Source organism: Nonomuraea sp. NPDC003754 (assembly GCF_053605785.1).
Genome location: NZ_JBSGJX010000058.1, coordinates 1 through 25,650, shown reverse-complemented (window position 1 = coordinate 25,650; position 25,650 = coordinate 1). Strand labels below are relative to the sequence as shown.

Annotated in this window: 22 protein-coding genes; 15 read left to right on the top strand and 7 right to left on the bottom strand. The window is 69.8% G+C overall.

Going from position 1 to position 25,650, the window contains the following annotated elements:
• Nucleotides 1-144 precede the first annotated feature (144 nt).
• Nucleotides 145-1,167, top strand: coding sequence for an MASE1 domain-containing protein (locus tag ACWEVS_RS41750; RefSeq protein ID WP_452556406.1), 1,023 nt, complete (start codon nucleotides 145-147; stop codon nucleotides 1,165-1,167).
• A 127-nt stretch (nucleotides 1,168-1,294) separates the two neighbouring features.
• Complete coding sequence (locus ACWEVS_RS41745; protein WP_452556404.1) at nucleotides 1,295-2,227, top strand: NAD-dependent epimerase/dehydratase family protein; 933 nt, start codon at nucleotides 1,295-1,297, stop codon at nucleotides 2,225-2,227.
• A 102-nt stretch (nucleotides 2,228-2,329) separates the two neighbouring features.
• Here the strand turns inward: ACWEVS_RS41745 and ACWEVS_RS41740 are convergent, their stop codons facing one another.
• Entirely contained in the window at nucleotides 2,330-2,719 is a 390-nt protein-coding gene (locus ACWEVS_RS41740; protein WP_452556402.1) for a hypothetical protein, read from the bottom strand.
• A gap of 214 nt (nucleotides 2,720-2,933) precedes the next feature.
• Between ACWEVS_RS41740 and ACWEVS_RS41735 the strand changes: the two genes are divergently transcribed.
• The 3 genes from ACWEVS_RS41735 to ACWEVS_RS41725 all read left to right on the top strand — a co-directional run bounded on the left by ACWEVS_RS41735 (nucleotide 2,934) and on the right by ACWEVS_RS41725 (nucleotide 5,238).
• Nucleotides 2,934-3,284, top strand: a complete 351-nt coding sequence (locus tag ACWEVS_RS41735) for an alpha/beta hydrolase family protein (RefSeq protein ID WP_452418201.1) — start codon at nucleotides 2,934-2,936, stop codon at nucleotides 3,282-3,284.
• Nucleotides 3,285-3,392: 108 nt separating this feature from the next.
• Nucleotides 3,393-3,938 carry a GNAT family N-acetyltransferase gene (locus tag ACWEVS_RS41730; RefSeq protein ID WP_452556400.1) on the top strand — a complete coding sequence of 182 codons (546 nt, stop codon included), beginning with the start codon at nucleotides 3,393-3,395 and terminating at the stop codon, nucleotides 3,936-3,938.
• 97 nt (nucleotides 3,939-4,035) lie between these two features.
• Nucleotides 4,036-5,238, top strand: a complete 1,203-nt coding sequence (locus ACWEVS_RS41725) for a DUF6004 family protein (RefSeq protein ID WP_452556398.1) — start codon at nucleotides 4,036-4,038, stop codon at nucleotides 5,236-5,238.
• A gap of 202 nt (nucleotides 5,239-5,440) precedes the next feature.
• On the opposite strand, the gene ACWEVS_RS41720 is transcribed toward ACWEVS_RS41725, so the two are convergent.
• The gene (locus tag ACWEVS_RS41720) at nucleotides 5,441-6,421 is read right to left on the bottom strand and encodes a LysR family transcriptional regulator (protein ID WP_452556396.1); all 981 of its coding nucleotides are present in this window, start codon (nucleotides 6,419-6,421) and stop codon (nucleotides 5,441-5,443) included.
• Between the two features lie 92 nt (nucleotides 6,422-6,513).
• On the opposite strand from ACWEVS_RS41720, the gene dnaE reads away from it, so the two are divergent.
• The 4 genes from dnaE (at nucleotide 6,514) to ACWEVS_RS41700 (ending at nucleotide 15,402) form a co-directional block, all read left to right on the top strand.
• Nucleotides 6,514-10,056 (top strand): DNA polymerase III subunit alpha, encoded by a 3,543-nt coding sequence (gene dnaE, locus ACWEVS_RS41715; RefSeq protein WP_452556394.1) that lies wholly within the window; start codon nucleotides 6,514-6,516, stop codon nucleotides 10,054-10,056.
• On the top strand, nucleotides 10,056-10,373 hold the full coding sequence (locus tag ACWEVS_RS41710) for a DUF6300 family protein (protein ID WP_449930311.1): 318 nt from the start codon (nucleotides 10,056-10,058) through the stop codon (nucleotides 10,371-10,373). The genes dnaE and ACWEVS_RS41710 overlap by 1 nt, the downstream gene beginning before the upstream one ends.
• Before the next feature lie 254 nt (nucleotides 10,374-10,627).
• Nucleotides 10,628-14,029, top strand: a complete 3,402-nt coding sequence (locus tag ACWEVS_RS41705) for a protein kinase domain-containing protein (protein ID WP_452556392.1) — start codon at nucleotides 10,628-10,630, stop codon at nucleotides 14,027-14,029.
• Complete coding sequence (locus ACWEVS_RS41700; RefSeq protein WP_452556390.1) at nucleotides 14,014-15,402, top strand: protein kinase domain-containing protein; 1,389 nt, start codon at nucleotides 14,014-14,016, stop codon at nucleotides 15,400-15,402. The genes ACWEVS_RS41705 and ACWEVS_RS41700 overlap by 16 nt, the downstream gene beginning before the upstream one ends.
• A gap of 120 nt (nucleotides 15,403-15,522) precedes the next feature.
• Here the strand turns inward: ACWEVS_RS41700 and ACWEVS_RS41695 are convergent, their stop codons facing one another.
• On the bottom strand, nucleotides 15,523-16,680 hold the full coding sequence (locus ACWEVS_RS41695; protein ID WP_452556388.1) for a cytochrome P450: 1,158 nt from the start codon (nucleotides 16,678-16,680) through the stop codon (nucleotides 15,523-15,525).
• Nucleotides 16,681-16,724: 44 nt separating this feature from the next.
• Nucleotides 16,725-17,966, bottom strand: coding sequence for an MFS transporter (locus ACWEVS_RS41690; protein ID WP_452556386.1), 1,242 nt, complete (start codon nucleotides 17,964-17,966; stop codon nucleotides 16,725-16,727).
• A 130-nt stretch (nucleotides 17,967-18,096) separates the two neighbouring features.
• Between ACWEVS_RS41690 and ACWEVS_RS41685 the strand changes: the two genes are divergently transcribed.
• From ACWEVS_RS41685 to ACWEVS_RS41670, 4 genes are all read left to right on the top strand, one after another.
• Entirely contained in the window at nucleotides 18,097-18,609 is a 513-nt protein-coding gene (locus tag ACWEVS_RS41685; RefSeq protein WP_452556384.1) for a MarR family winged helix-turn-helix transcriptional regulator, read from the top strand.
• Nucleotides 18,610-18,937: 328 nt separating this feature from the next.
• Nucleotides 18,938-19,954 carry an alpha/beta fold hydrolase gene (locus ACWEVS_RS41680; RefSeq protein WP_449930323.1) on the top strand — a complete coding sequence of 339 codons (1,017 nt, stop codon included), beginning with the start codon at nucleotides 18,938-18,940 and terminating at the stop codon, nucleotides 19,952-19,954.
• A 170-nt stretch (nucleotides 19,955-20,124) separates the two neighbouring features.
• Nucleotides 20,125-20,481 (top strand): PRC-barrel domain-containing protein, encoded by a 357-nt coding sequence (locus ACWEVS_RS41675; protein WP_449930325.1) that lies wholly within the window; start codon nucleotides 20,125-20,127, stop codon nucleotides 20,479-20,481.
• A gap of 509 nt (nucleotides 20,482-20,990) precedes the next feature.
• Nucleotides 20,991-21,518: a carboxymuconolactone decarboxylase family protein gene (locus tag ACWEVS_RS41670; RefSeq protein ID WP_449930327.1), complete on the top strand. Its 528-nt coding sequence runs from the start codon at nucleotides 20,991-20,993 to the stop codon at nucleotides 21,516-21,518.
• Nucleotides 21,519-21,595: 77 nt separating this feature from the next.
• On the opposite strand, the gene ACWEVS_RS41665 is transcribed toward ACWEVS_RS41670, so the two are convergent.
• The 3 genes from ACWEVS_RS41665 to ACWEVS_RS41655 all read right to left on the bottom strand — a co-directional run bounded on the left by ACWEVS_RS41665 (nucleotide 21,596) and on the right by ACWEVS_RS41655 (nucleotide 24,348).
• Nucleotides 21,596-22,828, bottom strand: a complete 1,233-nt coding sequence (locus ACWEVS_RS41665; protein ID WP_452556382.1) for an MFS transporter — start codon at nucleotides 22,826-22,828, stop codon at nucleotides 21,596-21,598.
• Complete coding sequence (locus tag ACWEVS_RS41660) at nucleotides 22,825-23,895, bottom strand: PLP-dependent cysteine synthase family protein (RefSeq protein ID WP_449930331.1); 1,071 nt, start codon at nucleotides 23,893-23,895, stop codon at nucleotides 22,825-22,827. Before ACWEVS_RS41660 ends, ACWEVS_RS41665 begins: the two co-directional genes overlap by 4 nt.
• 72 nt (nucleotides 23,896-23,967) lie before the next feature.
• Complete coding sequence (locus ACWEVS_RS41655; RefSeq protein WP_452556380.1) at nucleotides 23,968-24,348, bottom strand: hypothetical protein; 381 nt, start codon at nucleotides 24,346-24,348, stop codon at nucleotides 23,968-23,970.
• Between the two features lie 133 nt (nucleotides 24,349-24,481).
• Here ACWEVS_RS41655 and ACWEVS_RS41650 point away from each other — a divergent pair, with 133 nt between their 5' ends.
• Nucleotides 24,482-24,853: a hypothetical protein gene (locus ACWEVS_RS41650; RefSeq protein ID WP_452556378.1), complete on the top strand. Its 372-nt coding sequence runs from the start codon at nucleotides 24,482-24,484 to the stop codon at nucleotides 24,851-24,853.
• Nucleotides 24,854-24,935: 82 nt separating this feature from the next.
• The gene (locus ACWEVS_RS41645) at nucleotides 24,936-25,607 is read left to right on the top strand and encodes a DUF305 domain-containing protein (protein WP_452556376.1); all 672 of its coding nucleotides are present in this window, start codon (nucleotides 24,936-24,938) and stop codon (nucleotides 25,605-25,607) included.
• Nucleotides 25,608-25,650: the final 43 nt, after the last annotated feature.

The following is a 25,650-nucleotide window of genomic DNA, read 5'->3' as shown; positions in this document are numbered from 1 at the left end:
GGTGCGGCGGCCTTCGTCGCGGTGGGCTGAGTGATCGCATCGTCCCAGGTCGGCGGGCATGTCAAGCCTTATACCGGGAGCCGCGGAGCGATAAGGTGGGGCAGGCAGCCTCGACCTGTTCGACTTTCTGCGTGGTGAGGCTTCGTGGGGCACGACGGAGGGCTCCGGGGTCATGCTGCGACGGGCCTGCGCGTCCTGCTGGTCGCGGGCCTCTACGTCGCGGCGGCCAAACTGGGGCTCCAGCAAGAGCTGGTCCGGGGGCAGGTCACGCCGTTGTGGCCACCCACCGGCATCGCCCTGGCGTGCCTTCTGCTGCTGGGCGTGCGCATGTGGCCGGGGATCACCCTGGGCGCCTTCATCGTCAACATCACGCTCGGCCCGTCGATGCCCGCGGTCGTGGCGATCTCCGTGGGTAACACGCTCGCCCCGCTGTGCTCTTATCTGCTGCTCACCAGCGTAGGGTTCCGCAGCTCGCTGCTGCGGTTGCGGGACGCGCTCGCGCTGGTGTTCCTCGGCGCCCTGGCCGGGATGCTGATCAGCGCCACGGTGGGCAGCGCCACGCTGGTGCTGGCCGACGTGGTACGGCCGGGCGAGTTCTGGCCGACGTGGTCGGTGTGGTGGACGGGTGACGCCATGGGCGTGCTGGTGGTCACGCCGTTCCTGCTCGCTCTCCACCGGGCCTTCCAAGGGCCGTGGCACCCGAGTCCGGCCCGGGTGGCGGAGGCGGTGGCGTTGCTGGTCAGCATCTTCCTGGTGACGCTGCTGGCGACGAGCAACTCCATCAATCTGCTGTTCCTCGTCTTCCCGTTCCTCATCTGGGCCGCCCTGCACTTCAGGCTGCTGGGCGCGACGGCCTGCGCGCTGGTCGTCTCCACCGTCGCGATCGTCGCCGCCGCCCGCGGCACCGGCCCGTTCGCGCACCATGATCTGCTGGTCGACATGGTCACGCTGCAGGCCTTCAACGGGTCGGCGGCGCTGACCGCGCTGCTGCTCGCGGTGATCATCGCCGAGCGCGACCAGGCGTACCAGAACATCGAGCAGATCTGCGCCCGGCTCGTCGCCATGGCGACCAGCCTCGAGCGCGGCCAGATCGTGAAGCCGTGGCCGGCCCCGCCTGAGCAGGACTCGTCACCGACCCGCCGCGCCGACAGCGAGCTGCCGGGCTGACCTGTCCCGAACTGTCACATCCGGACGGGCTGTCTCGTCCCATCCACCGAAGCGGCGCACGCCGACGTTGATGTGCACAGGGAGGACAGGTGTCGAACCACAAGCACCACGCGAAGCGAGGGTCGCGATGAAGGTGCTGCTCGCCGGGGCGACCGGCGCCATCGGGCTGCCGCTGCTGTCCGCGCTGGAGGCGGCGGGTCACCAGGTGACCGCGATCATCCGCGACCCCGCCAAGGGGCGGCTCGTCGAGGATCGCGGCGCGATCGCGGTGGTGGCCGACGTGATGGACCGGGACGGACTGCTGCGCGCCGTGGACGGCCGCGCCGTCGACGTGGTCATGCACCAGGCCACGGCGCTCCGCGGCGCGCGCCGCACGCTGCGCCCCGACGACCCCACCCTCGCCCTGCGCGGCAGGGGGACCGCGCACCTGCTCGAGGCCGCGCGCGTGACAGGCGCCCGGCGCTTCGTCACCCAGTCGCTGATCACCGGGTACGGCTACCGCGATCACGGCAGCCGGGTCCTGACCGAGGACGACGTCTTCGGCCTGCGCGTCGGCAACGTGGGCGATCTGGTGACGGACGTCAGCGTGGCCACCGAGCAGCAGGTCTTCGCCGCGGACGGCATCGAGGGCATCGCCCTGCGCTACGGGATGTTCTACGGCAGGAACGCGTTCAGCGACATGTTCGCCGACCTGATGCGCAGGCGAGCTCCCGTGCTACCGCGGGGCAGGACGGCAACCACGTCGTTCATCCATGTGGAGGACGCGGCGGCGGCCGCGGTCGCGGCCATGGAACGCGGCAGGGACGGGCAGGCCTACAACATCGTCGACGACCACCCGGCGAGCTGGCGCGACTTCATCACCGCGGTCGCCCGGGCACACGGCACCCCACGGCCGCTCGCGCTGCCCCGGTGGATGATGCGCCTGGCCGTTCCCTACCTGGGACATCTGATGATCGACACCTCGATGCGGGTCTCCCATGCCAGAGCGACGCGAGAACTCGGCTGGACCCCGACCTACCGCGACATGCGGGCGGGTCTCGGCCTGGCACCTTCGAGCTGAGCCGCGGTCGTGACGCCGAAGCGCGTGGTCGGCCGTCCGTGTGATTGATCACGAGCCCCGGTCCGCCTTCCCGGCGCACCGGGGCGTTCTCACCGACACCCGTCATCGCCGACCGGGCGGAATCTGAACGCCGTGTGCCTGGAGCCGAGAAACGATCAGATCTCGAAGCTCACGTTCCTGAGCGGCCCTGTCGTGATGTCCCACCCGGTCACCGGTTGCCGCCCAGCGCTCGAGGACGTCAACCGTGAGAAGCCATTGGGCGATCGTGAGTTTGGGTTTCACGATCTCGTCCGGCGGCGGCCACTTTCCTGAGTCCGGAACGCCCGGTGTCCACTTGGCGATCTGATCCCAACCGGCCCGTCGGACGCTGCGCGCGAGGTCGGCCCGCTGACGACTGCCGTCTACCGTCTCGACGCCGGCGTCGTTGTCCATGCACGCGTCGACGAGCCCCCACTGACGGAGGGGCATCGCGATGACGAGGCCGACACTCATGACGGGCATGGTGCCGAGATCGCGGGAGGCGGTCAAGGTGGGAATCCGGGAAAGGCTACGTCGCAGCCCTCGGAGGTCCTTTCATCACTGGTAGCTGATCTGGTGCTGATCTCGTTCCGGGTGGAGGGCCTGCCGGAGCTGCCCGGTCGTCACGGATCTGAGGCATGATCACCGAAGGGCGGATCAGCACCTTCGACGCTGGAGGACGAGTCTCATGAGTAAGGTAACGCCGCAGCTGATCGCGGACGGTGCCGCGCCGCTGCACCCGGTGATCTCTCCGGACGGCCGGCGGGTGGCCTACACGGTCGCCTCGAAGATCCGCACGCCGGTGCTGATCCTGCACGGCGAGGACGACACGAACGTGCCGGTCGGCCAGGCCACGTACTTCCATCGTGCGCTGCGGTGGTTCGGGGTCGAGCACGAGTTCGTCGTCTATCCGAGAGAAGGCCACGCGATCCAGGAGCGCAGCCACCAGCTCGACGTGCTGCGGCGCACCCGCGGGTGGTTCGACCGGTGGCTCGTCGATCCCGCATCGGATCGCACCCACGGAGCGGCGGCTCGTTGATCTCCCATCTAGAGTGCGAGCACGGGGTGTCCGGGTCTGCCGCCGCGAACCGATGGTGGGCGCCTTCCCTGCGTCTGCGGAGCCGACTGCCTGAAAGGTGACTGACTGGTGACGGGGTTGACAACTGAGCGGCTGGTGCTGCGCCGCTGGCGTGAGGAGGATCTGGACCCGCTGGCCATGATCGACGGAGATCCGGAGGTCATGCGCTTCATCGGCGACGGTTCGATCCGCACCAGGGAGCAGACCGCGGCCGCGCTCGCGTTCATGGAGCGGAACTGGGACGAGCGTGGCTTCGGATTGTTCGCGGTGGAACTGCGCGAGACCGGGCAACTGGCCGGCTGGGCCGGGCTGACGGTCCCCGGCTTCCTGCCCGAAGTGCTGCCCGCTGTGGAGATCGGTTGGCGGCTGGGACGGCAATTCTGGGGCCGGGGCATCGCCACCGAGGCAGCCGGAGAGGCACTGCGCTTCGGATTCGCCGAGGCCGGCCTCGATCGGATCATCAGCATCTGCCACGTCGATCACCACGCGTCCGCCCGCGTCATGACGAAGCTGGGCATGCGCCAGGAACGCGAGACGGTCGTCCCGGCCCACGGGCAGCCGGTGCGGGTCATGACGATCACCCGCAGCGAGTTCGAGGCCGTCCACGGCGGCTGATCCGCAGGGGTGACGCCGTATCCTCACAGGTCATCGTCATCATGTCCGGCTGGTGGTCTTACCGGATCAAGCCGAATCCGTAACGTACTGTGATTGCATGAGTGCTTTGCGTGAGACGTATGAGTCTCTGAACCTCGAGCCCAAGCCGATCCGGCCTCACATCCTCGCCTGCGCGAGCGTGGTGTTCGGCGACGACTACTACGCCGGCCGCCGTGAGGAGATCAGCCTCTCCGGGTTCGTCCAGCTCAACAAGTGGCCGATGCCCGGCTTCGAGCACCGTGTGGACGAGCACGGCCATGCCGAGTTCGACCTGGAGCTCATCAGCGCTCCCGAGGTCGGCATCAAGGGCTTCAGCTACGAACTCGACGACCGCGTCCAGGTGCTGGCCAACCCGTTCCTGCCCAACACCGGCCGCATCCGGCAAATCGTGCCAGGCAAGAACTTCCCCGCGGAGCTTCGCCTGCGGCACTTCGGCATCCTGGAGAGCAGCACGCTGCGGCTGGCGCACCGCAACGTCATCAACCTCTCCGGGATCGTCGACCACGTTCCGCCCTTCAAGAAGCCGCTCACCGGGCCCCTGTTCGGCCGTCCTCGCGGCGACGGCCCGTTCGACATCGCCCAGGCGCCGAACGTGCTGCGCGGCACCACCCTGCCCGAGGCCTGGTACCCGGCGGACGACGAGAACGAGCCAGTGGGGATCACGCCCACACTGTTCGTCGCCCCGAGCGCGGCCCCGTACCTGTTCATGCTGGTCGACCCTTCATTGATCATGCAGGTGTCAGTGGAAGGCGCCATCGAGGTCGAGGTCGGCGGCAAGACCGAGCGCGTCGAACTGGCCGGCGACCACGCCAAGGCGGCGGGGGCCGAAATCCTGCTGTTCGGGCCCGACAAGCACGGCGAGGGCACCGGGGTGCTGGCCCAGTTGGCTCGCGTCGCCCTGGTGGGCCACTGCCCCGCGCTCGGCGGCCGGGTGATGTTGCGGGCGAGCTGGTCCCGGCCGTCCGGCGGCACGCTCGGCGAGGGCACCGAGGACAGCCTCAGCCGGGTGCGCTTCCCCAGCGAGCTGCACCTCGACGCCGAGTTCGAACTCGTCACCCCGCACGGCACCCTGTACGCGGCCAATCCCGTCCACGTCGGCGGCAAGCTCACCGACCTTGAACTCACCGGCAGCGAGCTGACCCTGCAAGGCGCGGACGCGCCGCTCGTCACCACCGACGGGACGGTCAAGGCGCGCCTGACCGGCACCCGGCTCGCCCTGCGGGCAGCGATCGTCGGCGAGCACGCCGCCGTCAACAGCTGACACCCCGCCACAAGGCAAGCGACCATCGCCCATCAGGGCAAGCCTGCTCTCTGTCCTGTCGACCTTCCCCGGGCACGCCACACAGGGTGCCCGGGGAAGGTGTATCCAGCGCCGCAATGTGTGATCTGAGCGGCCCATCCTCTAGCTGCCGGACAGGGCCGTCTGCCACTCCGGATGCTTGGCGATCAGGCCCAGGCGCCGGCTAGCGCGGTCCTGGGCCGGCGGCGATGACGGCGCGGTCGGGGTCCGGCAGCCACTGGTGCCGCGGGTCGAACGGCCGGAAGGTGGCCTCGACGAAGCGGATGAGCCGGGCCAGGACCGGGTGATGGTTCTGCCGGTGGCACAGCAGCGAGCACGGGTACACGGGCACGGGCTCGACGATCGGGACCTGGACGGTGCGCGGATGCCAGGGGAGCCGGCACAGCTTCCCCACAAACCCGATGCGCTCGCCGGCGCCGATCTCCTCCACGAAGTACTCCCAGCCGAAGTCCGGCCCCGAGGCGTCGATCCGGATGTCGAACGCGGCGCCGAGGAAGCGGTAGAACTCGGCCCACTCGCTGTCCGGGACGTTGCCGGGCATCCACACGGTCGATCCCGACAGCTGTTCCATCGTCACGTCCCGCCGCTCGGCGAGGGGATGGTCGCGGCCCACCAGCAGGTGCAACGGTTCCAGGTAGGCCGGGACGTACCGGAGGTCCTCCTCCAGCGTCCCGCTGACGCGGGCGAAGGCGGCGTCGACGGACCCGCGGGCGAGCGCGCCGCGCGCCGATCGCAGCCCGTTGGAGGTGACGACGTCGATGTCGACGTCCTCGGCGGTCTGGTGGAAGGCCCGGATCAGGTCGATGGACCCGAGCCGGGTGTCCAGCACGTCGACCCGGAGCGACCGGCGCCGGCCGCGTAGCACCTCGAGTGCCTGGTCGGCGATGCCGACGAGGGCGCGCGCGTGATGCAGGAACGTCCTGCCGTCCTCGGTGAGGTCGGCCCCGTTGCGTGACCGGAAGAACAGCCGCACACCGAGGTCGGACTCCAGCTTCGCGATCCGCTTGGAGACGGCCTGCTGGCTGATGCCCAGCCGGGCCGCGGCCTCGCTGAAGGACCGGTCCTCGGTGACGGCGACGAAGGCGCGGACCGTGCCGAGATCGAGGTCCGCCCCGCCTCGCTCGACAACCGATGGTTGTGGCATATCGGCGTGTCGATTGTTGGACAACCGGGCCTGCTCTCGGGTCGAATGCTCGGGTTCGCAGCCGAGCCTACAACTGGGAGGCGTGGTCTTCGGTGAGGTCATTCGTCCATCTCCACGTGCACACCGAGTACAGCATGCTCGACGGCGCCGCCAAGGTCGGCCTGCTGATGGACGACGTCTCCCGGCAGGGGATGCCGGCCGTGGCGATGAGCGACCACGGCAACGTGCACGGCGCGTACGAGTTCTACCGAACGGCTCGCCGGGTGGGGATCAAGCCGATCATCGGCATCGAGAGCTACGTCGCGCCCGCCTCTCGGCACCAGCGGCAGCCGGTGTTCTACAGCGACAACCTGGCGCTGCGCCGCTCCGACGACGAGACCGGCGAGGGCGGTGACGTCTCCGGGCGCGGCCTGTACACCCACATGACGATGTGGGCGGCCGATGCCCGGGGCCTGCGCAACCTGTTCCGCCTGCAGTCCCGCGCCTGGCTGGAAGGACACGTCCAGAAATATCCGCGCATGGACGATGAGCTGCTCGCCGAGCACAGCCAGGGCCTCATCGCCACGACCGGCTGCCCGTCCGGCCAGGTGCAGACCCGGCTGCGGCTCGGCCAGTACAGCCAGGCCGTCGAGGCCGCCGCCCGCTGTCGCGACATCTTCGGCCCGGACAACTACTTCCTGGAGTTGATGGACCACGGCCTCCCCATCGAGCGCCGGGTCCGCGACGACCTGCTCAGGCTCGGCAAGGAGCTCGACCTGCCGCCCCTGGCCACCAACGACTCGCACTACGTCACCGAGGACCAGGCCCAGGCGCACGACGTGCTGCTGTGCGTCGGCACCGGCAAGCGGCTCACCGACGCCGGCCGCTTCCGCTTCGGCGGCAGCGGCTACTTCGTCAAGTCCCCCGAGCAGATGCGCGCGCTGTGGGACGCTGAGGTGCCGGGCGCCTGCGACAACACCCTGCTGGTCGCCGAGCGGATCGGCGACTACGACGAGGTGTTCGCCCATCGGGACCTGACGCCGCGCTTCCCCGTCCCCGAGGGCGAGAGCGAGTCCAGCTGGCTGCGCAAGGAGACCCTGCGGGGAGCGCGGCGCCGCTACGGCGGGCACCCGCCGCAGGAGGTGCTCGACCGCATCGACTACGAGCTGTCGGTCATCGACACCATGGGCTTCCCCGGCTACTTCCTGGTGGTGGCCGACATCTGCCGGTACGCCCGGGAGAACGGCATCGGCCTGGGCCCGGGCCGCGGCTCGGCGACCGGGTCACTCGTCGCCTACTGCACGGGGATCACCCAGCTCGACCCGATCGAGCACAAGCTGATCTTCGAGCGTTTCCTCAACCCCGAGCGCGTCTCCATGCCGGACGTCGATCTCGACTTCGACGACCGGCGGCGCGACGAGATGATCGACTACGTCACCCGCAAGTACGGCGACGACCGGGTCTGCCAGATCGTCACCTTCGGCACCATCAAGGCCAAAGCCGCCATCAAGGACTCCTGCCGCGTGCTGGGCCTGCCGTACGCCCTGGGCGATCGCATCACCAAGGCGTTCCCTGCGGCGGTCGGCGGCAAGGAGATCCCGCTGGCCGCCATCCACGACGAGCACCACGCGCGCCACGGCGAGGCGGCCGAGCTGCGCCAGATGTACGAGCAGGACCCCGACGTCAAGCAGGTGATCGACACCGCGGTCGGCATCGAGGGCCTCACCCGCGGCACCGGCATCCACGCCGCGGGCGTGATCCTGTCCAGCGAGCCGCTGATCGACGTGATCCCGCTGGCCAGGCCCAAGGCCGACGGCCCGGTCATCACCGGTTTCCCGTTCACCCAGGCCGAGGACATGGGCCTGCTGAAGATGGACTTCCTCGGCCTGCGCAACCTCACCGTGATCGGCGACGCCATCGCGGGCGTCCGCGCCAACAAGGGCATCGACATCGACATCTTCGACGTCCCGCTCGACGACGCCAGGACGTACGAACTGCTGGCCCGCGGTGACACGCTCGGCGTCTTCCAACTGGACAGCGGCGGCATGCGGGTGCTGCTGAGACTGATGCAGCCCACCACGTTCACCGACATCGCCGCGGTGAACGCGCTGTACCGGCCCGGCCCGATGGAGATGAACGCCCACACCAACTACGCGCTGCGCAAGACCGGCAGGCAGCCGGTCGAGCCGATCCACCCCGAGCTCGGGGAGGTCCTCGAGCCCATCCTGGGCGACACCTACCATCTGGTCGTCTTCCAGGAGCAGGTCATGGCCATCGCCCAGCAACTGGCCGGGTACTCCCTCGGCGCCGCCGACATGCTGCGCCGCGCCATGGGCAAGAAGAAGAAGGAGGTCCTGGACGCCGAATGGGACCGCTTCTCCACCGGTATGCGCGAGCGCGGCTTCGCCGAGGAGGCGATCACGGCGGTCTGGGACGTCCTGGTCCCCTTCAGCGGCTACGGCTTCAACAAGTCGCACACCGCCGGCTACGGGCTGGTCTCCTACTGGACCGCCTACCTCAAGGCCAACCACCCCAGCGAGTACCTCGCCGCGCTGCTCACCTCGGTCGGCGACGACAAGGACAAGATGGCCGTCTACCTGGCCGACAGCCGGCGCCTGGGTATCAGGGTGCTGCCCCCCGACGTCAACGCCAGCCGGCTCGACTTCGCCGCCGTCGGCTCCGACATCCGCTTCGGGCTGGGCGCCGTGCGCAACGTCGGAGCCGGTGTCGTGGACGCCATCGTCGCCACCCGGGAAGCCGCCGGCCACTTCACCGACTTCAACGACTTCCTCGCCAAGGTCCCGTCCGCCGTCTGCAACAAGCGCGTCATCGAGTCGCTGGCCAAGGCCGGCGCCTTCGACAGCCTGCGGCATCATCGCAAGGCCCTGGTCGCGGTCCACGAGCAGGCCGTCGACGCGGTCATCGACGTCAAGCGGAACGCGGCCCGCGGCCAGGAATCGCTGTTCGGGCAACCGGGCGAGAGCGGCGCCTTCTCGATCGCGATCCCCGAGGGAGAGTGGGACAAGGCCACCCTGCTCGCCTTCGAACGCGAGATGCTCGGCCTCTACGTCTCCAGCCACCCGCTCGACGGCGCCGAACGCGTCCTGGACGCCAACCGCGACACCACCATCGCCGACCTCCTGGCCTCCGGACGGCAGGACGGCGTGTGCCGCGTCAGCGGCATCGTCTCCGGCCTGCAGCGCAAGGTCACCAAGCAGGGCAGCCCGTGGGCGATCGTCACCCTCGAGGACCACGACGCCGCCGTGGAATGCCTCATCTTCCCCAAGACCTACACCCTGTACGGCGAAGCACTGGCCCAGGACCGCGTGATCTCCGTGCGGGGACGGATCAACGTACGCGACGAGACGGTGAGCGTCTACGGCGAGGAGGTCAAGCTCCTCGACGTCTCCCAGGCCGACACCGAGCCTCCCGTGGTGATCTCGGTCCACGAGGCTCAGCTGAACCCGCGGCTGGTCCGGGAGTTCAGGCACATCCTGACCGCCCATCCCGGCCGGGCTCCCGTCCACGTGCGCGTGCACCGCCACGGGACCACCAGCGTGCTGATGGACCTGCAGCCCTTCCGGGTCGCACCGGAACCGGCGTTCTACGGCGACGTCAAGGCGCTGCTCGGGGCCAACGCGATCGGCCACGCGTGATGGGCGACTGGCCGTGCCCCCGATGCCGCGCCGACAGCGTCCTCGCCGTCCTGCGCCGCCCCCACGCCTGGACGAACACATCGGGAAACCCGGTCCGGGGCCACAGCGACGTGCTCCTGTGCGCCCGCTGCGACGCGGACGATCCCCTCACCGGCCCGATCATCACCTACTTCGCCGTCCACGGATCGGCGCGGCCGGAGAACGTGGGGCAGCTCGCCCGGCTCCTGCTGCGCTGGGTCGACCGGGCGCGACCGCCGGCGCCGGACGAGAAGGCGCTGCGAGCCGAGGCCGAGGCCTGGCGCCGGGGCGAGCTGTGACCGCCGGCGATCAACGCCGCCCGCCCGGGTGGCGGGCCGGCGGCGGGTCTCGGCATCGGACCGGGTTCCCGTGCGAGGCACGGGGGTGTGGCGCTGGACGGCCGGGCGGCGGCGGCCACTACCAGCGCCGATCCGACCCGTGATCGCGAAGTGTCACTGGAGCTTCCAGTGCCGTGAAATTTTGCGCCATCAGTGCCGATATCCCCGTACGGACATTGGCTAGGGTGATGCGGGTGGATGACGCGGCGGGGTCCATGAGCGAGCCTTGGCGGGTCGGTGATGTCATCGACGGCCGGTACGAGGTGACCCGCGTACATGAGCACGGCGGGATGGGGCTGGTGTACCGGGTCCGGCACCTGCTGTGGGGCGCCGATCTCGCGGTGAAATGCCCCCGCTCCGAGCTGTTCCGCGACGCAGCCGACAAGGAGCGGTTCGTCACCGAGGCCGAGGTGTGGGTGTCGCTGGGGCTGCACCCGAACGTGTGCGCCTGCCACTACGTTCGCACGCTCGGCGGCATTCCTCGCGTGTTCGCGGAGTACGTCGCGGGCGGCAGCCTGCGTGACTGGATCGACGACCGCAGGCTGTACGAGGGTACGGAACGTGAGGTGCTCACCCGCATCACGGATTTCGCGATCCAGACCGCGTGGGGCCTTGAGCATGCGCACAGCCGTGGCCTGGTGCACCAGGACATGAAGCCCGCGAACGTCCTGCTCGATGAAGAGGGCACCGCGAAGGTCACCGACTTCGGGCTGGCCAGGGCTCGCGCCGTCGCCACGACGACGCCCACACGCGACAGCGCGCCCGGCGTCAGCGTGCTGGTCCCTTCCGGTGGCCTGACCCGTGCCTACGCCTCGCCTGAACAGGCCTCTGGCGAGGCGCTGGGCAGGCGTACCGACATCTACAGCTTCGCGGTGTCGGTGCTGGAGATGTTCACCGGCGGGATCAGCTGGATGGCGGGGCCGATCGCGGGGGAGGCGCTCGCGGCCTACCGCACCGAAGGACCGGGCGCAGCCGGGCTTCCTGCCATGCCGGGTGAACTCGCCGACCTGCTTGAGCGGTGTCTGAGCTTCGACCCCGCGGATCGGCCGGGCACGATGGCCGAGGTCGCCGCCAGCCTGGCCGGGATCTACCAGCGGATCGCGGGTGGCCTCTATCCACGTGCCACGCCTGTGGCGGCCGATCTGCGGGCCGGCGAGCTCAACAACAAGGGAGTGTCGCTGCTCGACCTCGACCGCACGACCGAGGCTCGGGAGACGTTCACAGCGGCGCTGGCGGCGGACCCGCAGCACCTGGAGGCCACCTACAACGCCGGCCTGCACCAGTGGCGCCACGGCGAGATCACCGACGAAGAGCTCGTCACCGGGCTCGAAGCGATCCGCGCCGATGCCGGGGACCCCTGGCAGGCCCGCCACCTGCTCGCCCAGGTACAGCTCGAGCGCGGCGACCTCACCGCCGCCCGCGCGCTTCTCGAAGAGATCGGTGACGAGCCCGAGGTCCAGGCGGCCATGCGGACCGTCCAGTCAGGACGACTCACCGACGCGCGCTGCGTCGAGGCCAGAGCGATCCCGTGGGCGCTGTACCGGGATGACGAGCTGACCGAACCTGACGGGCCGTACAGGATGGGCCCTTACATTCTCACCAGCCTCACCCCCGACGGTCGGCTGCTGCTGACCGGTGGCCGCGACGGCATGGCGAAGTTATGGGACCTGCGCAGCGGGGAGTGCCTACGGGAGATCAGGGCGCACCGCGGAGAGCTGTGCTCGGTCGCTCTCACCTCTGACGGACGCTTCGCCGCCTCCACGGGCAAGGACGAAACCCTGCGGCTGTGGGATCTCGGGACAGGCCGCTGCGTGCGCGCGTTCCCACTCGAACCGCCGCCCCGGTTCGGATACGCGACCAATCCTGTCGCGCTGAACGCCGACGCGAGCACGGTGCTGGTGTCGAACGCGGACGGGCCGATCCAGGTCTTGGACGTCCATGGCGGAAAGATCAGGCGGACCCTCGCAGGGCTCGCAGGCGGCGTGCGCTCGATCGAACTGACCGCCGACGAGGGCTTCCTGCTCTCCACCGGCAAGACCACAGGCGAAGTCCGGCTCTGGGATCTGAGCTCAGGCCGCCACCGGACGATCCGCGCCGCCGACACTCCGACGGTCAGCGCCAGTTGCCTTGACCTGGAGGGCCGTTTCGCGGTCATCGGCGCCAAGGACGCCACGATCAGCTTGTGGGACCTCCGCACCGGCCGCTGCCTGCGGACCATGAAGGCACCCTCCGAGGTGGAGACCCTGTCACTGAGCGCAGACGCGCGTTTCGTGCTCTCCGGCTCGATGGACAAGACCGTCCGCCTCTGGGATGTCGCCGACGGGCGTTGTCTGCGGACCTTCCGTGGGCACCGCTCCGCTGTGCGTGCCGTACGGCTGAGCGTGGACGGCCGCTCCGCGGTCTCCGCGGGCCAGGACAACGCGGCCCGCACGTGGGGCCTCCCCCTCGATTGGAGCGCCACACCGCAGCTGAGCAAGCCGCGGCGGCACGAGGAACTGAGCCGGCTCGCCACCGAGGTCGAGGCCCTGGTCTCCGAGGCGGAGCAGGAGATCGCTGCCTCCCGGTACTCGCGCGCGCTCGACCTGCTCACCCGGGCAAGGGCGATCCCTGGTCACGAGCGAGCGGCTCAGGTGCTCACCGCCTGGCGGGCGCTGGGCCGGCACACGGTCCGTATCGGCCTGCGGGGGGTCTGGCCGACGACGACCTTCGCCGGGTACTCCGTCGCACTCTCCGCCGACGGCAAGATCGCGGTCACTGACGGCGGCGACGGGGCCGCCCGGCTCTGGGACGCCGCCAGCGGAGCCTGCGTGCGCGTCCTTGAAGGCCCTGCGAGCGCGTTGAACGACCTCGCCCTGAGCGCCGACGGCCGACGAGTGCTGGCGGCAGGGCACGATGGCAAGCTCCGGCTGTGGGACGCGGGGACCGGTAAGTGCCTGCATGTTCTGTTCGCGGCCACTCACAGCGCGCACTCGGCGCGGTTCTACGACGGCGGCCGGAAAGCGGTGGCCGCCGTCAATGACAGGCTGCAGTTCTGGGACCTGGCCGAAGGCCGCCTCCTGCGGGCCGTCGAGAAATGTGACATGGCGGACTCGATCTGGGTCAGCCCTGACGAACGCGTCGCCGTGACAACCGGTCGAAGCACGAAGATCACGCTGTGGAATCTCCGAAGGCAACGGCGGTTACGCGTCCTGGAGGGGCACGAGGACCGGGTGAGGTCGGTGTCCATGAGCACCGACGGGCGTTACGTGGTGTCGAGCGGCGACAGGTGCATCCGGTTGTGGGACGTCGCGTCGGGGGCGTGCGTGCGAGTTCTCGAGCACCCGGGCTATGCCATGGAAGCCAGGCTCAGCAGCGACGGGCGCTTCGTGCTCTCGGCTGACGGCGACTCCGTCCTCAGGGTCTGGGATGTCCAGAGCGGGCAGATGCTGCGTGCCCTGGACGGACACCACAGGCGGATAAGCGGGCTCGCGTTCGCCCCCGACGGCAGCTTCGTCCTGTCCGCGGGCGGCGGGACCGTCCAGCGCTGGGAGCTCGACTGGGAACTGGCCGCACGCGAACCAGCGGACACGGCCGAACACCGAGGCGCGATGTGGAGCAGGATATGGAAACGGCGATGACGCGGCCGGCCACCGTCACGTTGAAGCTGGTCAAGGGCGCGCTCGCCACGACCGACTACGTGTTCGACGAGCGGACCACCTGCGTGCTCGGCCGCGCCGACGACTGTGAGCCGCAGTTGCCGAACGACAAGGACCACAGCACCGTCTCCCGGCATCACTGCCTGCTCGACCTCAACCCGCCCGACGCGCGCATCCGCGACTTCGGCAGCCTCAACGGAACCTACGTCAACGGAAAGAAGATCGGCCAGCGCGAGGCGCACCAGACGCCCGAGGAAGGAGCAGCGCTGTCGTTCCCCGAGTACGACCTGGCCGACGGCGATGAGATCAGGATCGGCGAGACGGTCTTCAGGGTCGGCATCCTGCCCGCCGAGGGCGTGGTGAAGCGCACGCTGGAGCTGGCCAGGTGCAAGGTCTGCGACAGGGAGGTGGGCAGCGAGGTCGGCGCCCGCTCCGGTGCGTACGTCTGCGCCGCCTGCCAGGCCAAACCGGCGGAAGTGGCCGCGATGCTGCTGAACCTCGCGCGCGGCGGGCGCCGCGACCTCGCCTCCATCGCCGGGTACACGATCCTTCGCGAACTCGGCCGAGGCGGGATGGGCGCGGTGTTCCTCGCCCGCCACGAGAGCACAGGCGAGGAAGTGGCACTGAAGGTGATGCTGCCGAGGGTGGCGGCCGGCGCCGAGGCGCACGCCCGATTCCTGCGCGAAGTGCAACTCACCAGGGCGCTGCGACACCCGAACGTCGCCGCCCTGTACGACGCCGGATCAGCAGACGGCACGTTCTACTTCACCACGGAGTTCTGCGCGGGAGGCAGCCTCGACCAGCTCCTGAACCGCAGGGGCGGGCGACTCCCCGCCACGGAGGCCGTCAGCCTGGCACTGCAGGCACTGGAAGGCGTAAGACACGCGCACGAACAGGGCATCGTCCACCGCGATCTCAGTCCACAGAACATCCTGCTGAGTAAGGAGGCCGACGGCACCCTTGCGGCGAAAGTGGGCGACTTCGGCCTCGCCAAAGCCTTCGACCAAGCCGGACTGAGCGGGCTGACCAGGACGGGAACGGCCGCGGGCAAGCCCTGGTACATGCCCCGCCAGCAGGTCGTCAACTTCCGCAACGCCTCGCCCGCCGTCGACGTCTGGGCGCTCGCCGCCTGTCTCTACCACGCCCTGACCGGCCAGTACCCGAGGGATTTCCCCGCAGGAAGGGATCCGTGGCAGATCGTCCTGCAGTCACCGCCGGTGGCGATCCGCCGCAGGGACCCAGGCGTACCCAAAGCACTGGCCGCCGTCATCGACAGAGCGCTGCAGGAGAAGCCCGCGATCGGTTACCAGAGCGCGGCCGACCTCCACGACGCGCTCCGCACCTTGACCCCGTGACCGCGGCTTACGCGCCCACCCGGCAGCCTCGATGGCCCTGGTCAAGATCGCCGGGGGGCGAGGGAGACGCCGACGCCACCAGGCCACGGCCGCCGGCCGGCTACAACTGTCGAAGGGTTATCACCCCCGTAGGTTCACCGGGAGAGCGGTCAACCGGCTTCCCTGGATGCCGCCGAGGTCGGTCTGCTGGAGTTCGGCGAGCGGCACCGCGAGGCGTGCGCTGGGGAAGTCGGCCCGTACGACCGCGACGATCGCGCTCAGCTCGAGTTGGGCCAGTTGGGCGCCGGTGCAGTAGTGGGGGCCGGCGCCGAAGGTCAGGTCCGGTCCGATCGACCGGCCGGGATGGGTGTTGATGCCCTGGATGTCGATGAGCACCGGGGATCGGGCGGGCAGCCGTACCCCGGCGAGCTCGATGTCGGCGGCGGTGAACCGCCAGAGGCTGAAGGGCGCCGGCGCGTGGCGGCGCAGCGTCTCCCGGACGAAATCCTCGATCGTGACCTCCTCCCCTGGGACGCCGTCGCCGTCGAAGACGTGAGCGAGAAGGAATCCCAGCGACGGGTCGGTGGTGAGCTGACCGGCGTAGATCAGCGTGAAGATCAGGTAGTGCATCTGGGCCTCGGTGAGCTCTTCGGGGACCCGTTCGCGCAGCTCGGCGGCCAGGCCGTGCCGGCCCTCGTCGAGTGCCGCGGCGGCCAGTTGCCCGAAGGCGGCCATGGCCGCGCTCACCTCGCGGGGGTCGGCGCTGTGCATGCCCCGGCAGGCCGCGATGGCCTGGTCGATCCGGTCGAGGGGTACGCCGAGCACGTCGCAGACCACGGTGAGGGGGAACCGGGTGGTGAAGTCGGCCATCAGGTCGACCGTCTCACCGGTTGCGGCGAGTGCGGTGAGCTGTTCGCGGGCGAAGCTCGTGATCCGTCCGGCGTAGTCCTGCATCCGCCGGGCGGTGAAGAGGGGAGCGTGCGCCCGGCGCAGCCGCGCGTGCGCCGGGCCGTCGAAGGTGGTCAGCGACGGCTGCGCGGCTGCGGTCGGCTCCAGTCCCGCGGTTCGCGGGTCCCAGTGCGCCGGCGCGTAGGCGGTGTCTTTCACGATGTGCGGGTGGACGAGGGCCTCCCGGGCGAGGACATCGTCGGTGATGATCCATGCCGGGCCGCCGGCCGGGGCGTCGGCCCGGACGATGGGACCGGCGGCGCGCAGGGCGGCGCGGGCGGGATGGGGTTCGCCGATCCCGCGGACGGTGACGGCGAACGGGTCGACGGTGGCACGGGGCGCGTCGGTCATGGAGTCTCCTTGGGGGTGGTCTGGATCGGAGGGTGCGGCAGGCGTCACGTGTGGGTGTTCTTGGGGAGGAGGAACATGAGCGCGGCCGCGGCGGCGTAGCAGGCGATCTGCCAGGGCAGGATCGTGGCGAGGGCGTCGCCGTACGCGACGAGACCGGAGGCTCCGTCGCGCAGGGAGCCGTCCAACCGGGCGAAGAACACGACGCCGAGGACGGCGACGCCGAGCGCGTTGCCGATCTGCGTGATGGTGGTGAGGACACCGCCCGCGGCTCCGGCGTCCTGGGCGGGCACGCCGGCGAGAACGACGTTGATCAGGGACGGGGCGGTGAGACCCAGCCCCAGACCTCCCATGAACAGGGGCATGGCCAACTCCCAGGAAGAGGGTTCGCCGCCATCGCCGACGATGAGGAGCAGTACGACCTGGGACGCGGCCAGGAGCAGCGCGCCGTAGACGAGAAGGGCTCGACCGGCACGGTGGGCGAACCGGACGCCGATCCCGGAGGTGATGATCGAACCGACGGCGTACGGCAGGATGACCAGCCCGGTTTCGAGGGCGGTACGTCCGGCGCCGAGCTGGAGGTAGAGGGACAGCAGCAGGAAGAAGGAACCGAGCGCTCCGAAGAACACCGCCCCCGTCAGGTCCAGCCGGGTACGGCCCGGCGAGCGGGATTCGGGCATGGCTCGGGCCCCTACGATCAGCGCGATGATCGCGATCGGCACGTTGACCCAGAAGATCGCCCGCCACCCCAGACCGAACAGGTCGGCTTCGACCAGAAGCCCGCCGAGCAGCGGTCCGGCCACCGAGGCCAGACCGAGCACGGCACCGTAGGCACCCAGAGCCCTCGCGCGTGCGCCGGGCTCGAATGACGCGCGGATGACGCCGAACACCTGCGGGATCATCAGGCCGCCGGCCAGGCCTTGCGCGACGCGCATGCCGACCAGCGCTCCGGGGCTCGGCGCCAGCCCGCAACCGGCCGAGGCCAGCATGAACGCGGCCAGCCCCAGCAGGAAGACGCGGCGGCGCCCGTACAGGTCACCGATGCGGCCCCCGGTGATCAGGCCCGCTCCGACCGAGAGCGTGTAGCCGGCCAGCATCCACTGCAGTGCGGCCTGGCCGGCGCCGAGGTCCTGGGCGATCGCCGGGGCCGCCACGCTGACGATCGTGGCATCGAGGAGCTCCATGAAGGACGCGGTGAGGACCGCGGCCAGGACGACGGTCGCCGTGCGGCCGGTCAGGAAGAGCGCAGGTGCAGCTCCGTCGCCGTGGCGGCGGGTGGGGGTGGTCATGCTGGGCTGAACTCCCTTGTCAGGAGGCAATGGGATAGCATGTCTGCGCAACACAGTAGCTGCGTCACGCAGCAAAAGTATCACGAACTTCACTGCGCGACGCAGCGAAATAAAGGGGAGGGGTGCCACGATGGCGGAGCCGGGACCGGGCAGAGAAGCGCTACTTGCCGAGGTCACGAAGGACGTGGTGCCAAGCTGGGCGATCCTGGTCGTTCAGCTCAACAGCCTGGTCGCCGAGCGGCTGGGGGTCACCGACACCGACGTGCAATGCCTTCACGTACTGGGCCGTCACGGCCCGACGACACCGGGCATCCTGGCCAAGCACGTGAACCTCACCACCGGATCGGCCTCACGCATGATCGACCGGCTCGTCGCCGCAGGCTGCGTCCGCCGGGTGGCTGACCCTCACGACCGCAGGAAAGTGCTCATCGAGCCCACCCAGGAAGGACTCGACCGGGTCAGTGCCGCCTACTCGGGACTGATCACCCGCACACGAGACGACCTCGGCGACTTCGACGACGCGGAGCTCGCCACTGTCGTCCGATTCATGAGAACGGCCGAACGCAGCACCGCCGCCGAAATCCACCGGCTCCAAGCCATGGACGGCAGCGCGGGAGTGCACGCCCAGCACACCGCTGGTTAGCCGACGTCGGGAACCCATCGAACGACGGCGGGAAGGGACTGGCGCGCAGCATTGCCCAGGTCGAATTCGCCCGGCCAGGAGAGCACGCGCGGTTGTCCGACGAGAACGTCGCGCCTGCTGCCCGGCCGTTACCGGCGTTCCCGGCCACTGCGGGCTGCTCGCGGTGTGGCCTGGCCATTGATCGTTTCTGGTCGCAGGACCGGCGATGTCGGTGGTCGGTCGGCGGCTGTCCACGATCCCCCTCATCTGGTCGCCCTGACGTCGGGATTAGGGTGAAACTCGGCGGAGGAATGAGGTGCCGAGATCGACGATCGGCAAGGAGACCTCGATGGACTACGACCTATTCGAACAGGGCGACATCCAACTGCAGAGCGGCGCCACACTGCGCGACGCCAAGCTGGCTTACAAGACCTACGGCGAGCTCAACGCTGACAAGAGCAACGCGATCGTCTATCCGACGTGGTACTCGGGCCAGCACTACGACAACGAGTGGCTCATCGGCGAGGGCATGGCACTCGATCCATCGCGATATTTCATCGTCATCCCCAACATGTTCGGCAACGGGCTCTCGTCGTCGCCGAGCAACACCCCGCCGCCACATGACGGGGCACGGTTCCCGGACGTGACGATGTACGACAACGTCCGAGCCCAGCACCGTCTCATCACCGAGCGGTTCGGCATCGAGCGCCTGGAACTCGTCACGGGCTGGTCGATGGGGGCCGGGCAGACCTACCAGTGGGCGCTCAGCTACCCCGAAATGGTCCGTCGGATACTCCCCTTCTGCGGCTCGGCGAAGACCAGCATCCACAACATCGTCTTCCTTGAGGGCGTCAAGGCCGCGCTCACCGCCGACTCGGAGTGGAACAACGGCTGGTACCGCGAGCAGCCGCGGGTCGGACTTCGGGCGATGGCCCGCGTCTACGCCGGCTGGGGTTTCTCCCAGCAGTTCTACCGGGAGAAGCTCTACGAGCGCGAGCCGCTCCGCTACGGCTCTCTGGAGGACTTCCTCGTCGGCTTCTGGGAGGGGTTGTTCCTCAAGCGCGACGCGAACAATCTCCTTACCATGCTGTGGACGTGGCAGAACGCCGACATCGGCAAGACCCCGGGTTTCAGCGGCGTCGAGGCGGCACTCGCCGCCATCCGCACACCGGCGATCGTCATGCCGGCCCAGCAGGATCTCTACTTCCCGCCCGAGGACAACGAGTGGGAGGTCGCCCACATGCCCCTTGCGGAGCTGCGGATCATTCCCGGCTCGTGGGGGCACTTCGCCGGAGGGGGGCTCAACCCGGTGGACACGAAGTTCATCGACAACGTGCTCAAGGAGTTGCTCGCGCGGGAGGTCTAGGAGCTGTTTCTCAGCTCTCCTGACGGTGGGCACCGGTTTGTCGCTCTTGGTCATCCCAGCACCGTGACCGGCAGATTTGCGCAATCCCGTGCGGGTAGAGGTGCCGCGACCGGCCCACCGTGGCGCCGGTCCGGGGGCGCAATCTGCCACTGAAACGCATGGAGACGCGTATGACGTACGGGATCTGGGAGTATCGGCCCTCGTCCAACTACAGCGCGGACGCCGGCCTGGTCGGCTACAAGGTCGAGGCGACCGACGGCTCGATCGGCAAGGTCGACGAGGCCAGCGAGCAGGTCGGCTCGGCCTACCTCATCGTCGACACCGGGCTGTGGATCTTCGGTAAGAAGGTCATGCTGCCCGCCGGCACCATCGACCGGATCGACACCGAACAGCAGAAGATCTACGTCGACCGTACCAAGGAGGAGATCAAGAACGCTCCCGAGTACGACCCCGACAGGGGCCACGACGACGTGGACTACCGCGAGCGGATCGGCGGCTACTACGGCCCGTTCTACGGCGGTGCCTAGCCCCGATGCCGTGCAGTTGACGGCGGATGTGTGGCCGCTCCCGCAGACGACCTGCCGGCGCAGGCCGTGGCGAGGGCGCCGTCATGGGCCCACGAACCGGCTCTCTTCAGGGCGCTGCGCTGCGCATCCGACCTGAGGTCCATCGTGCGGCGGTCGGCGAGCTCCTCCGACAGTCCCCGGCCGCCAGGAACAACAGCGTGCGCGCCAGTCGTGAGCGGGCCGCCGAGCTGCGCCGGCGGTTGGAGGAAGCGGGCTGGGCAGCCGCAACGTCTCCAGAGCGAGTTGGATCAGGCTCGTGCCGTGCGTGAGCAGCCGGTGGGCGAAGGGGAGGAACTGCGTCAAGCGCGCGCCTCAGCCCTGCTGGATGCGGCTGGTCCTGGGCCGGAGAAGTTGATCACGCGTGCCCTGGCGGGTTCCGGCGTGGGGGGCGCACCCATCAGGGTCGAGGCCAGGTCCGGACCGGCCTTCGTGGTATACGGTAGGGGGGTACCGTACGTTGAGGAGGACGCATGCGACGCCTGACGGCACTGGACCCGGCAGACGCACCCGAGAAGTCCCGGGAGCTGTTGAACGACATCATCGGCAGGAGGGGCGGAGTGGGCCAGATGGTGTCCACGATGGCCCACTCACCTGCGCTGCTGCAGGGATACCTCGACTTCTCCAAGGCCATGAAGCGGACGAAGCTCCCGCGGCCGCTCAGCGAGAAGATCTCGCTGGCCGTACAGGAATGGATCGGTTGCGCCTACTGCCTCGACGCGCACGCCGAGGCCGGTCGCGCGGCCGGCCTGAGCGAGGCGGACATCGCGCTCGCCCGCCAGGGCACCTCCGTCGACGCCCGTGAGGCGGCACTCATCGCCGTGGCCGTTCGCGTGCTGGCCGAGCCGTCCTCGCTGACCGACGAGGACGTGGCGGAGCTGCGGGCGCACGGCTGGAGCGACCGGATCATCGCGGAGATCGTCGGCCTGGTCACCCTCAACCTGCTGACGGGCGCCTTCAACCTTCTCGCCGGCCTGGAGCCGGCCGAAGAGAGCGTGTAGGGGACGGGCCGTCACCCCGGCCGGCTCCGGGACGGCCGCGGCCGATGACGCCCGCGGCCGTCCCGGCGGAGGCCGTCCTACGCTTGGGCGATGCGGCCGGTTGCCGGGGCGCGGTCATCGCGGTCAGCGGGGCCGGCGGGGGCTCGGCCCTGCAGGTGCACGGCCGCCGCGCACGCCCATCCCACGACGGCCAAGCCGCACCACGGCAGCGCGGGAAGACCCAGCGACCGGCTCGCGTCGAGGGCCGCGCCGGTGAGCAGGTTGCCCACCGCGACGCCGATGCCGGACAGCGTGCTGTAGAACCCGTAGGAGGTCCCCACCAGCCGGTCGCCGCCCAGCTCCGTGATCGTCGCCATCTCGAACGGATAGACGACCATCGTGGCCACGGTCAGCAAGGCGGCGGTGAGCAGCGCGGGAGCCAGCACGAGAGCCGGTGGCGGTGTCATCGGAACGGCCAGCGGCAGGAACGACGCCCCCATGAGCGTCAGACCCCGCACGATGGCCTGCCGTGCCGTCCATCGGGCTCTGATCCATGCGGTCAGCCGTACCTGGCCCGCCACGGCCAGCCCGCCGGACACGGCGAACAGCAGCATGACGCCGACCTCGCCCCCCGTGAGCCGCCGCACCTCCAGCGGCAGGCCGAGATAGACCTGGAAGTTCAGGACGTACGAGCCGGCCATGGCCAGGGAGAACAGCAGCAGGGGGCGGTTGCGGAGCACCTGCCGCCAGCCGTGCAGGATCGATCCGTCACGGTGGCCGGCCCGCGCGGGCATGGCCCTGACCTGCGCGACGGCCAGGAGGGCGAAGAGCGCGGCAGCCACCAGACACGTCAGCCGGAAGCCCGCGCCCTGGAGAAGCAGCCCGATGAGCGGCCCGATCAGGATGCCGGCCTGGTAGAAGACGTTGAAGGCGGCGAACGCCGCCACCTTGCTGTCGCCCGCTTCGTGGGCGAGGTAGGCGCGCGCGGCGGGGTTGAACAGGGCGCCGGCCAGTCCGGTGAGCGCCGAGGCGATGATCAGCACGGGTACCGCCTCGGCCAGGCCCAGCAGCGCGAATCCGGCGGTGCGCAGGACCAGCCCGGCCAGGATCATCGGCTTGTAGCCCAGCCGGTCGGCCAGGCTGCCGCCGAGCAGGAACATGCCCTGCTGGCTGAGGTTGCGCACGCCGAGGATCAGCCCGACGAGCCAGACGGCCAGGCCGAGGTCCCCGGCCAGATGGTTGGCCAGGTACGGCATCAGCATGTAGAAGCCGATGTTGATGGTGAGCTGGTTGACCAGCAGCAGCCTGATCGGCTTGGTGAACGACCTCATGGCGCCACCGGGTCGATGACGGTCGTGCACCGGGTCCAGCGCCGCACTTCGGTGTCGAGCGGGTGGCCGACCTCGTCCGGCTCGGGATCCGGCTTGCGGGAGAGCAGGCCGTGGTCGTCACAGTAGGCGTCGTTGTAGATCGTGTCGGCGTAACGGTGCGGACCGTCGGGGAAGATCGCGGCGATCCGCGTGCCGTCGGGGTGCGTCCTGGCCAGCCACGAGGAGACCAGGGCCACCGCGCCCACGCTCCAGCCGCCGCTGGCGTAGTGCCCCGACGCCAGGCGCCGGCAGGCCCAGACCGCCTCGTCGGGTGCCACCCAGTGGATCTCGCTGAAGCTGTCGTAGGCGACGTTGCGCGGATGGATGCTGCTGCCCAGGCCGCGCATCAGCCGCTGCCGGGCGGGCTGACCGAAGATCGTCGAGCCGATAGTGTCGACTCCGACCAGGCGGACGCCGGGGCAGAGCCGCCGAAGCGTCCGATAGACGCCCGCGCTGTGACCGCCGGTGCCGACGCTGCAGACGAGCACGTCGATCCGGCCGAGCTGGTGGGCGAGTTCCCTGGCCAGGTCGTCGTAGGCGCTGACGTTGTCGGGGTTGTGATACTGGTCGGGGCAGTGGCTGCCCGGGTTCTCCTCGAGGAGCGCGCGCACGCGCTCGCGCCGTGCCTGCTGCCAGCCGCCGGTGGGGTGCGGCGCCGGCACCGTGTCGACGCGGGCGCCGTAGGCGCGCAGCAGCCGATGCATGGCGGGCTCCATGCCGGGATCGGTCACCAGGACGACCGGGTGGCGGTAGACGATCCCGGCCAGGGCCAGTCCCAGTCCGAGCGTTCCGCTGGTCGACTCGATGATCGAGGCTCCCGGCCGGAGCGCTCCCCTGCACCGCGCTTGCGCGATCATGTACAGCCCGGGGCGGTCCTTGATGCCGCCGGGGTTGCATCCCTCCAGCTTCGCCCAGAAGCCGCGCTTCCCGTCGCCCCAGAGTTCCGGCACCCACAGCACGGGGGTGTCGCCGACGAGGCTCGACAGTTTCGGCGCACGGCAGAGCCGGCGCCTCTCGGTGGTTCCCATGATGAATGTCCTTGCCATGACGCGTGCGTACGGATGTCTCGGGCAGGCGTGTGCCGGGCACACGCCTGCCTGCTACACCCGTGTCACGCACACCATGGTGAGGATGGCGACCCCGCTCGGCTTGGCGGCGTCGGCCGGCTGGTCCGGCCGCGACGGGGGCAGCTCCGTCAGTTCCTCGGCGGCCACCCGCGCGCCGGCCGGTACGGCGAGGCCGGGCCCTGGGCTCGGCTGGGTGGCCGGCATGTCGCAGCTCTCGGTGTGTTCGTGGCCGCCTGGAGCATGGTGGTGCGAGTGAGAGGTGGTGGCGCCCGTCGCGTGAACGTCGGCGGCGGCGTGGTGACCGTGCGGGCCGAAGGCGCACATCAGGAGGTGCAGCACGACGGTGACCGCCAGCAGCCCGAGCACGATGGAAGCTCGGCGAGCTGGCGTCCGTGGCGCGCGGCTCCAGGTCACGCTGACGACGCTAGCTCACCGAACGTATGCATTACTTCTACACTGAGTTAACGAGATGTGCGAGTCGCGACGCTGTCCTTTCTGGAGTTCGCGATCTACTACAGTGGATAGGACGTGTGATCGGGGGAGTGCTGTGATCAAGGGAGCGGGCGCGAGGCTGCCGCGCTGGCTCGTCGTGGTCGCGCTCGCCTTCGGCGTCGCCTGCATGCACTCGCTGGGCCACGTGAGCGCCGATCACGCGATCTCCGAGCACGCGATGCCGCACCACGGGCAGGCGCCCCAGGCGGTGCCGCAGGGCGGTGACACACCCGGGCTCGACCCGACGGCGGTCTGTCTGGCCGTCATGACGCCCTTCCTGGTGCTGTGGCTCATCGCCGTGAAGGGGAGCGCCGGACGGCGCCTCCTCGTCGTGCCGGTCTCCCTCCCGGGCCCGGACCGGTTGGCCAGGCCGCCGCCCAGGAAGACGGCGGTGCGCCTGGCCGAACTCTCGGTTCTCCGCGTATAGGCCGGCCACTTCCGCGGACAGCCGGACCGGCCCTGTCCGCGGCACGGTCCAACGCATCGGAGATCGAGAGAAGGCAAGCAGTATGGACGACAACCGATCCGGAATCCGCAGGCTCGCGCTGACCGCGGTCGCGGGAGCGGCATTCCTGGCGGCGCTGACGGCGTGCGGCGGCGGCGCGACGGCCGGGCACGGCATGAGCGCCACCGGCGCCCCCGCCGTGACGACGACCGGTGCCGGGCACGGCATGAGCGCCACCGGCAGCCCTGCCGTGACGCCGACCGGCGCCCAGCCTGGCGCCGGCTTCAACGACGCGGACGTGATGTTCGCGCAGATGATGATCCCGCACCACCAGCAGGCGGTCGAGATGGCCGAGCTGGCCGGGACCCGCGCGTCCGGCGCGGAGGTCAAGGACCTGGCCGTGAAGATCAAGGCCGCGCAGGATCCCGAGATCCGGACCCTGCGGGGCTGGCTGAAGGACTGGGGCAAGCCGGAGTCGGCCGGACACATGGCGGGCCACGGCATGTCGGGGATGATGAGCGAGGACGACCTGAAGAAGCTCGAGGCGGCCAAGGGCGCGGCGTTCGACCGGCTGTTCGCCCAGCAGATGATCGCCCACCACAACGGGGCCATCGAGATGGCCAGGACCGAGCAGGCCCAGGGGTCCAGTCCCGCGGCCAAGGAGCTCGCCAAGACGATCGAGACGACGCAGCAGGCCGAGGTCGCCCAGCTGCAGCAGATCCTCGATCGGCTCTGAGCGGGTCAGCGGCGGCGCACGAGCATCCCGCCGATGTACCAGT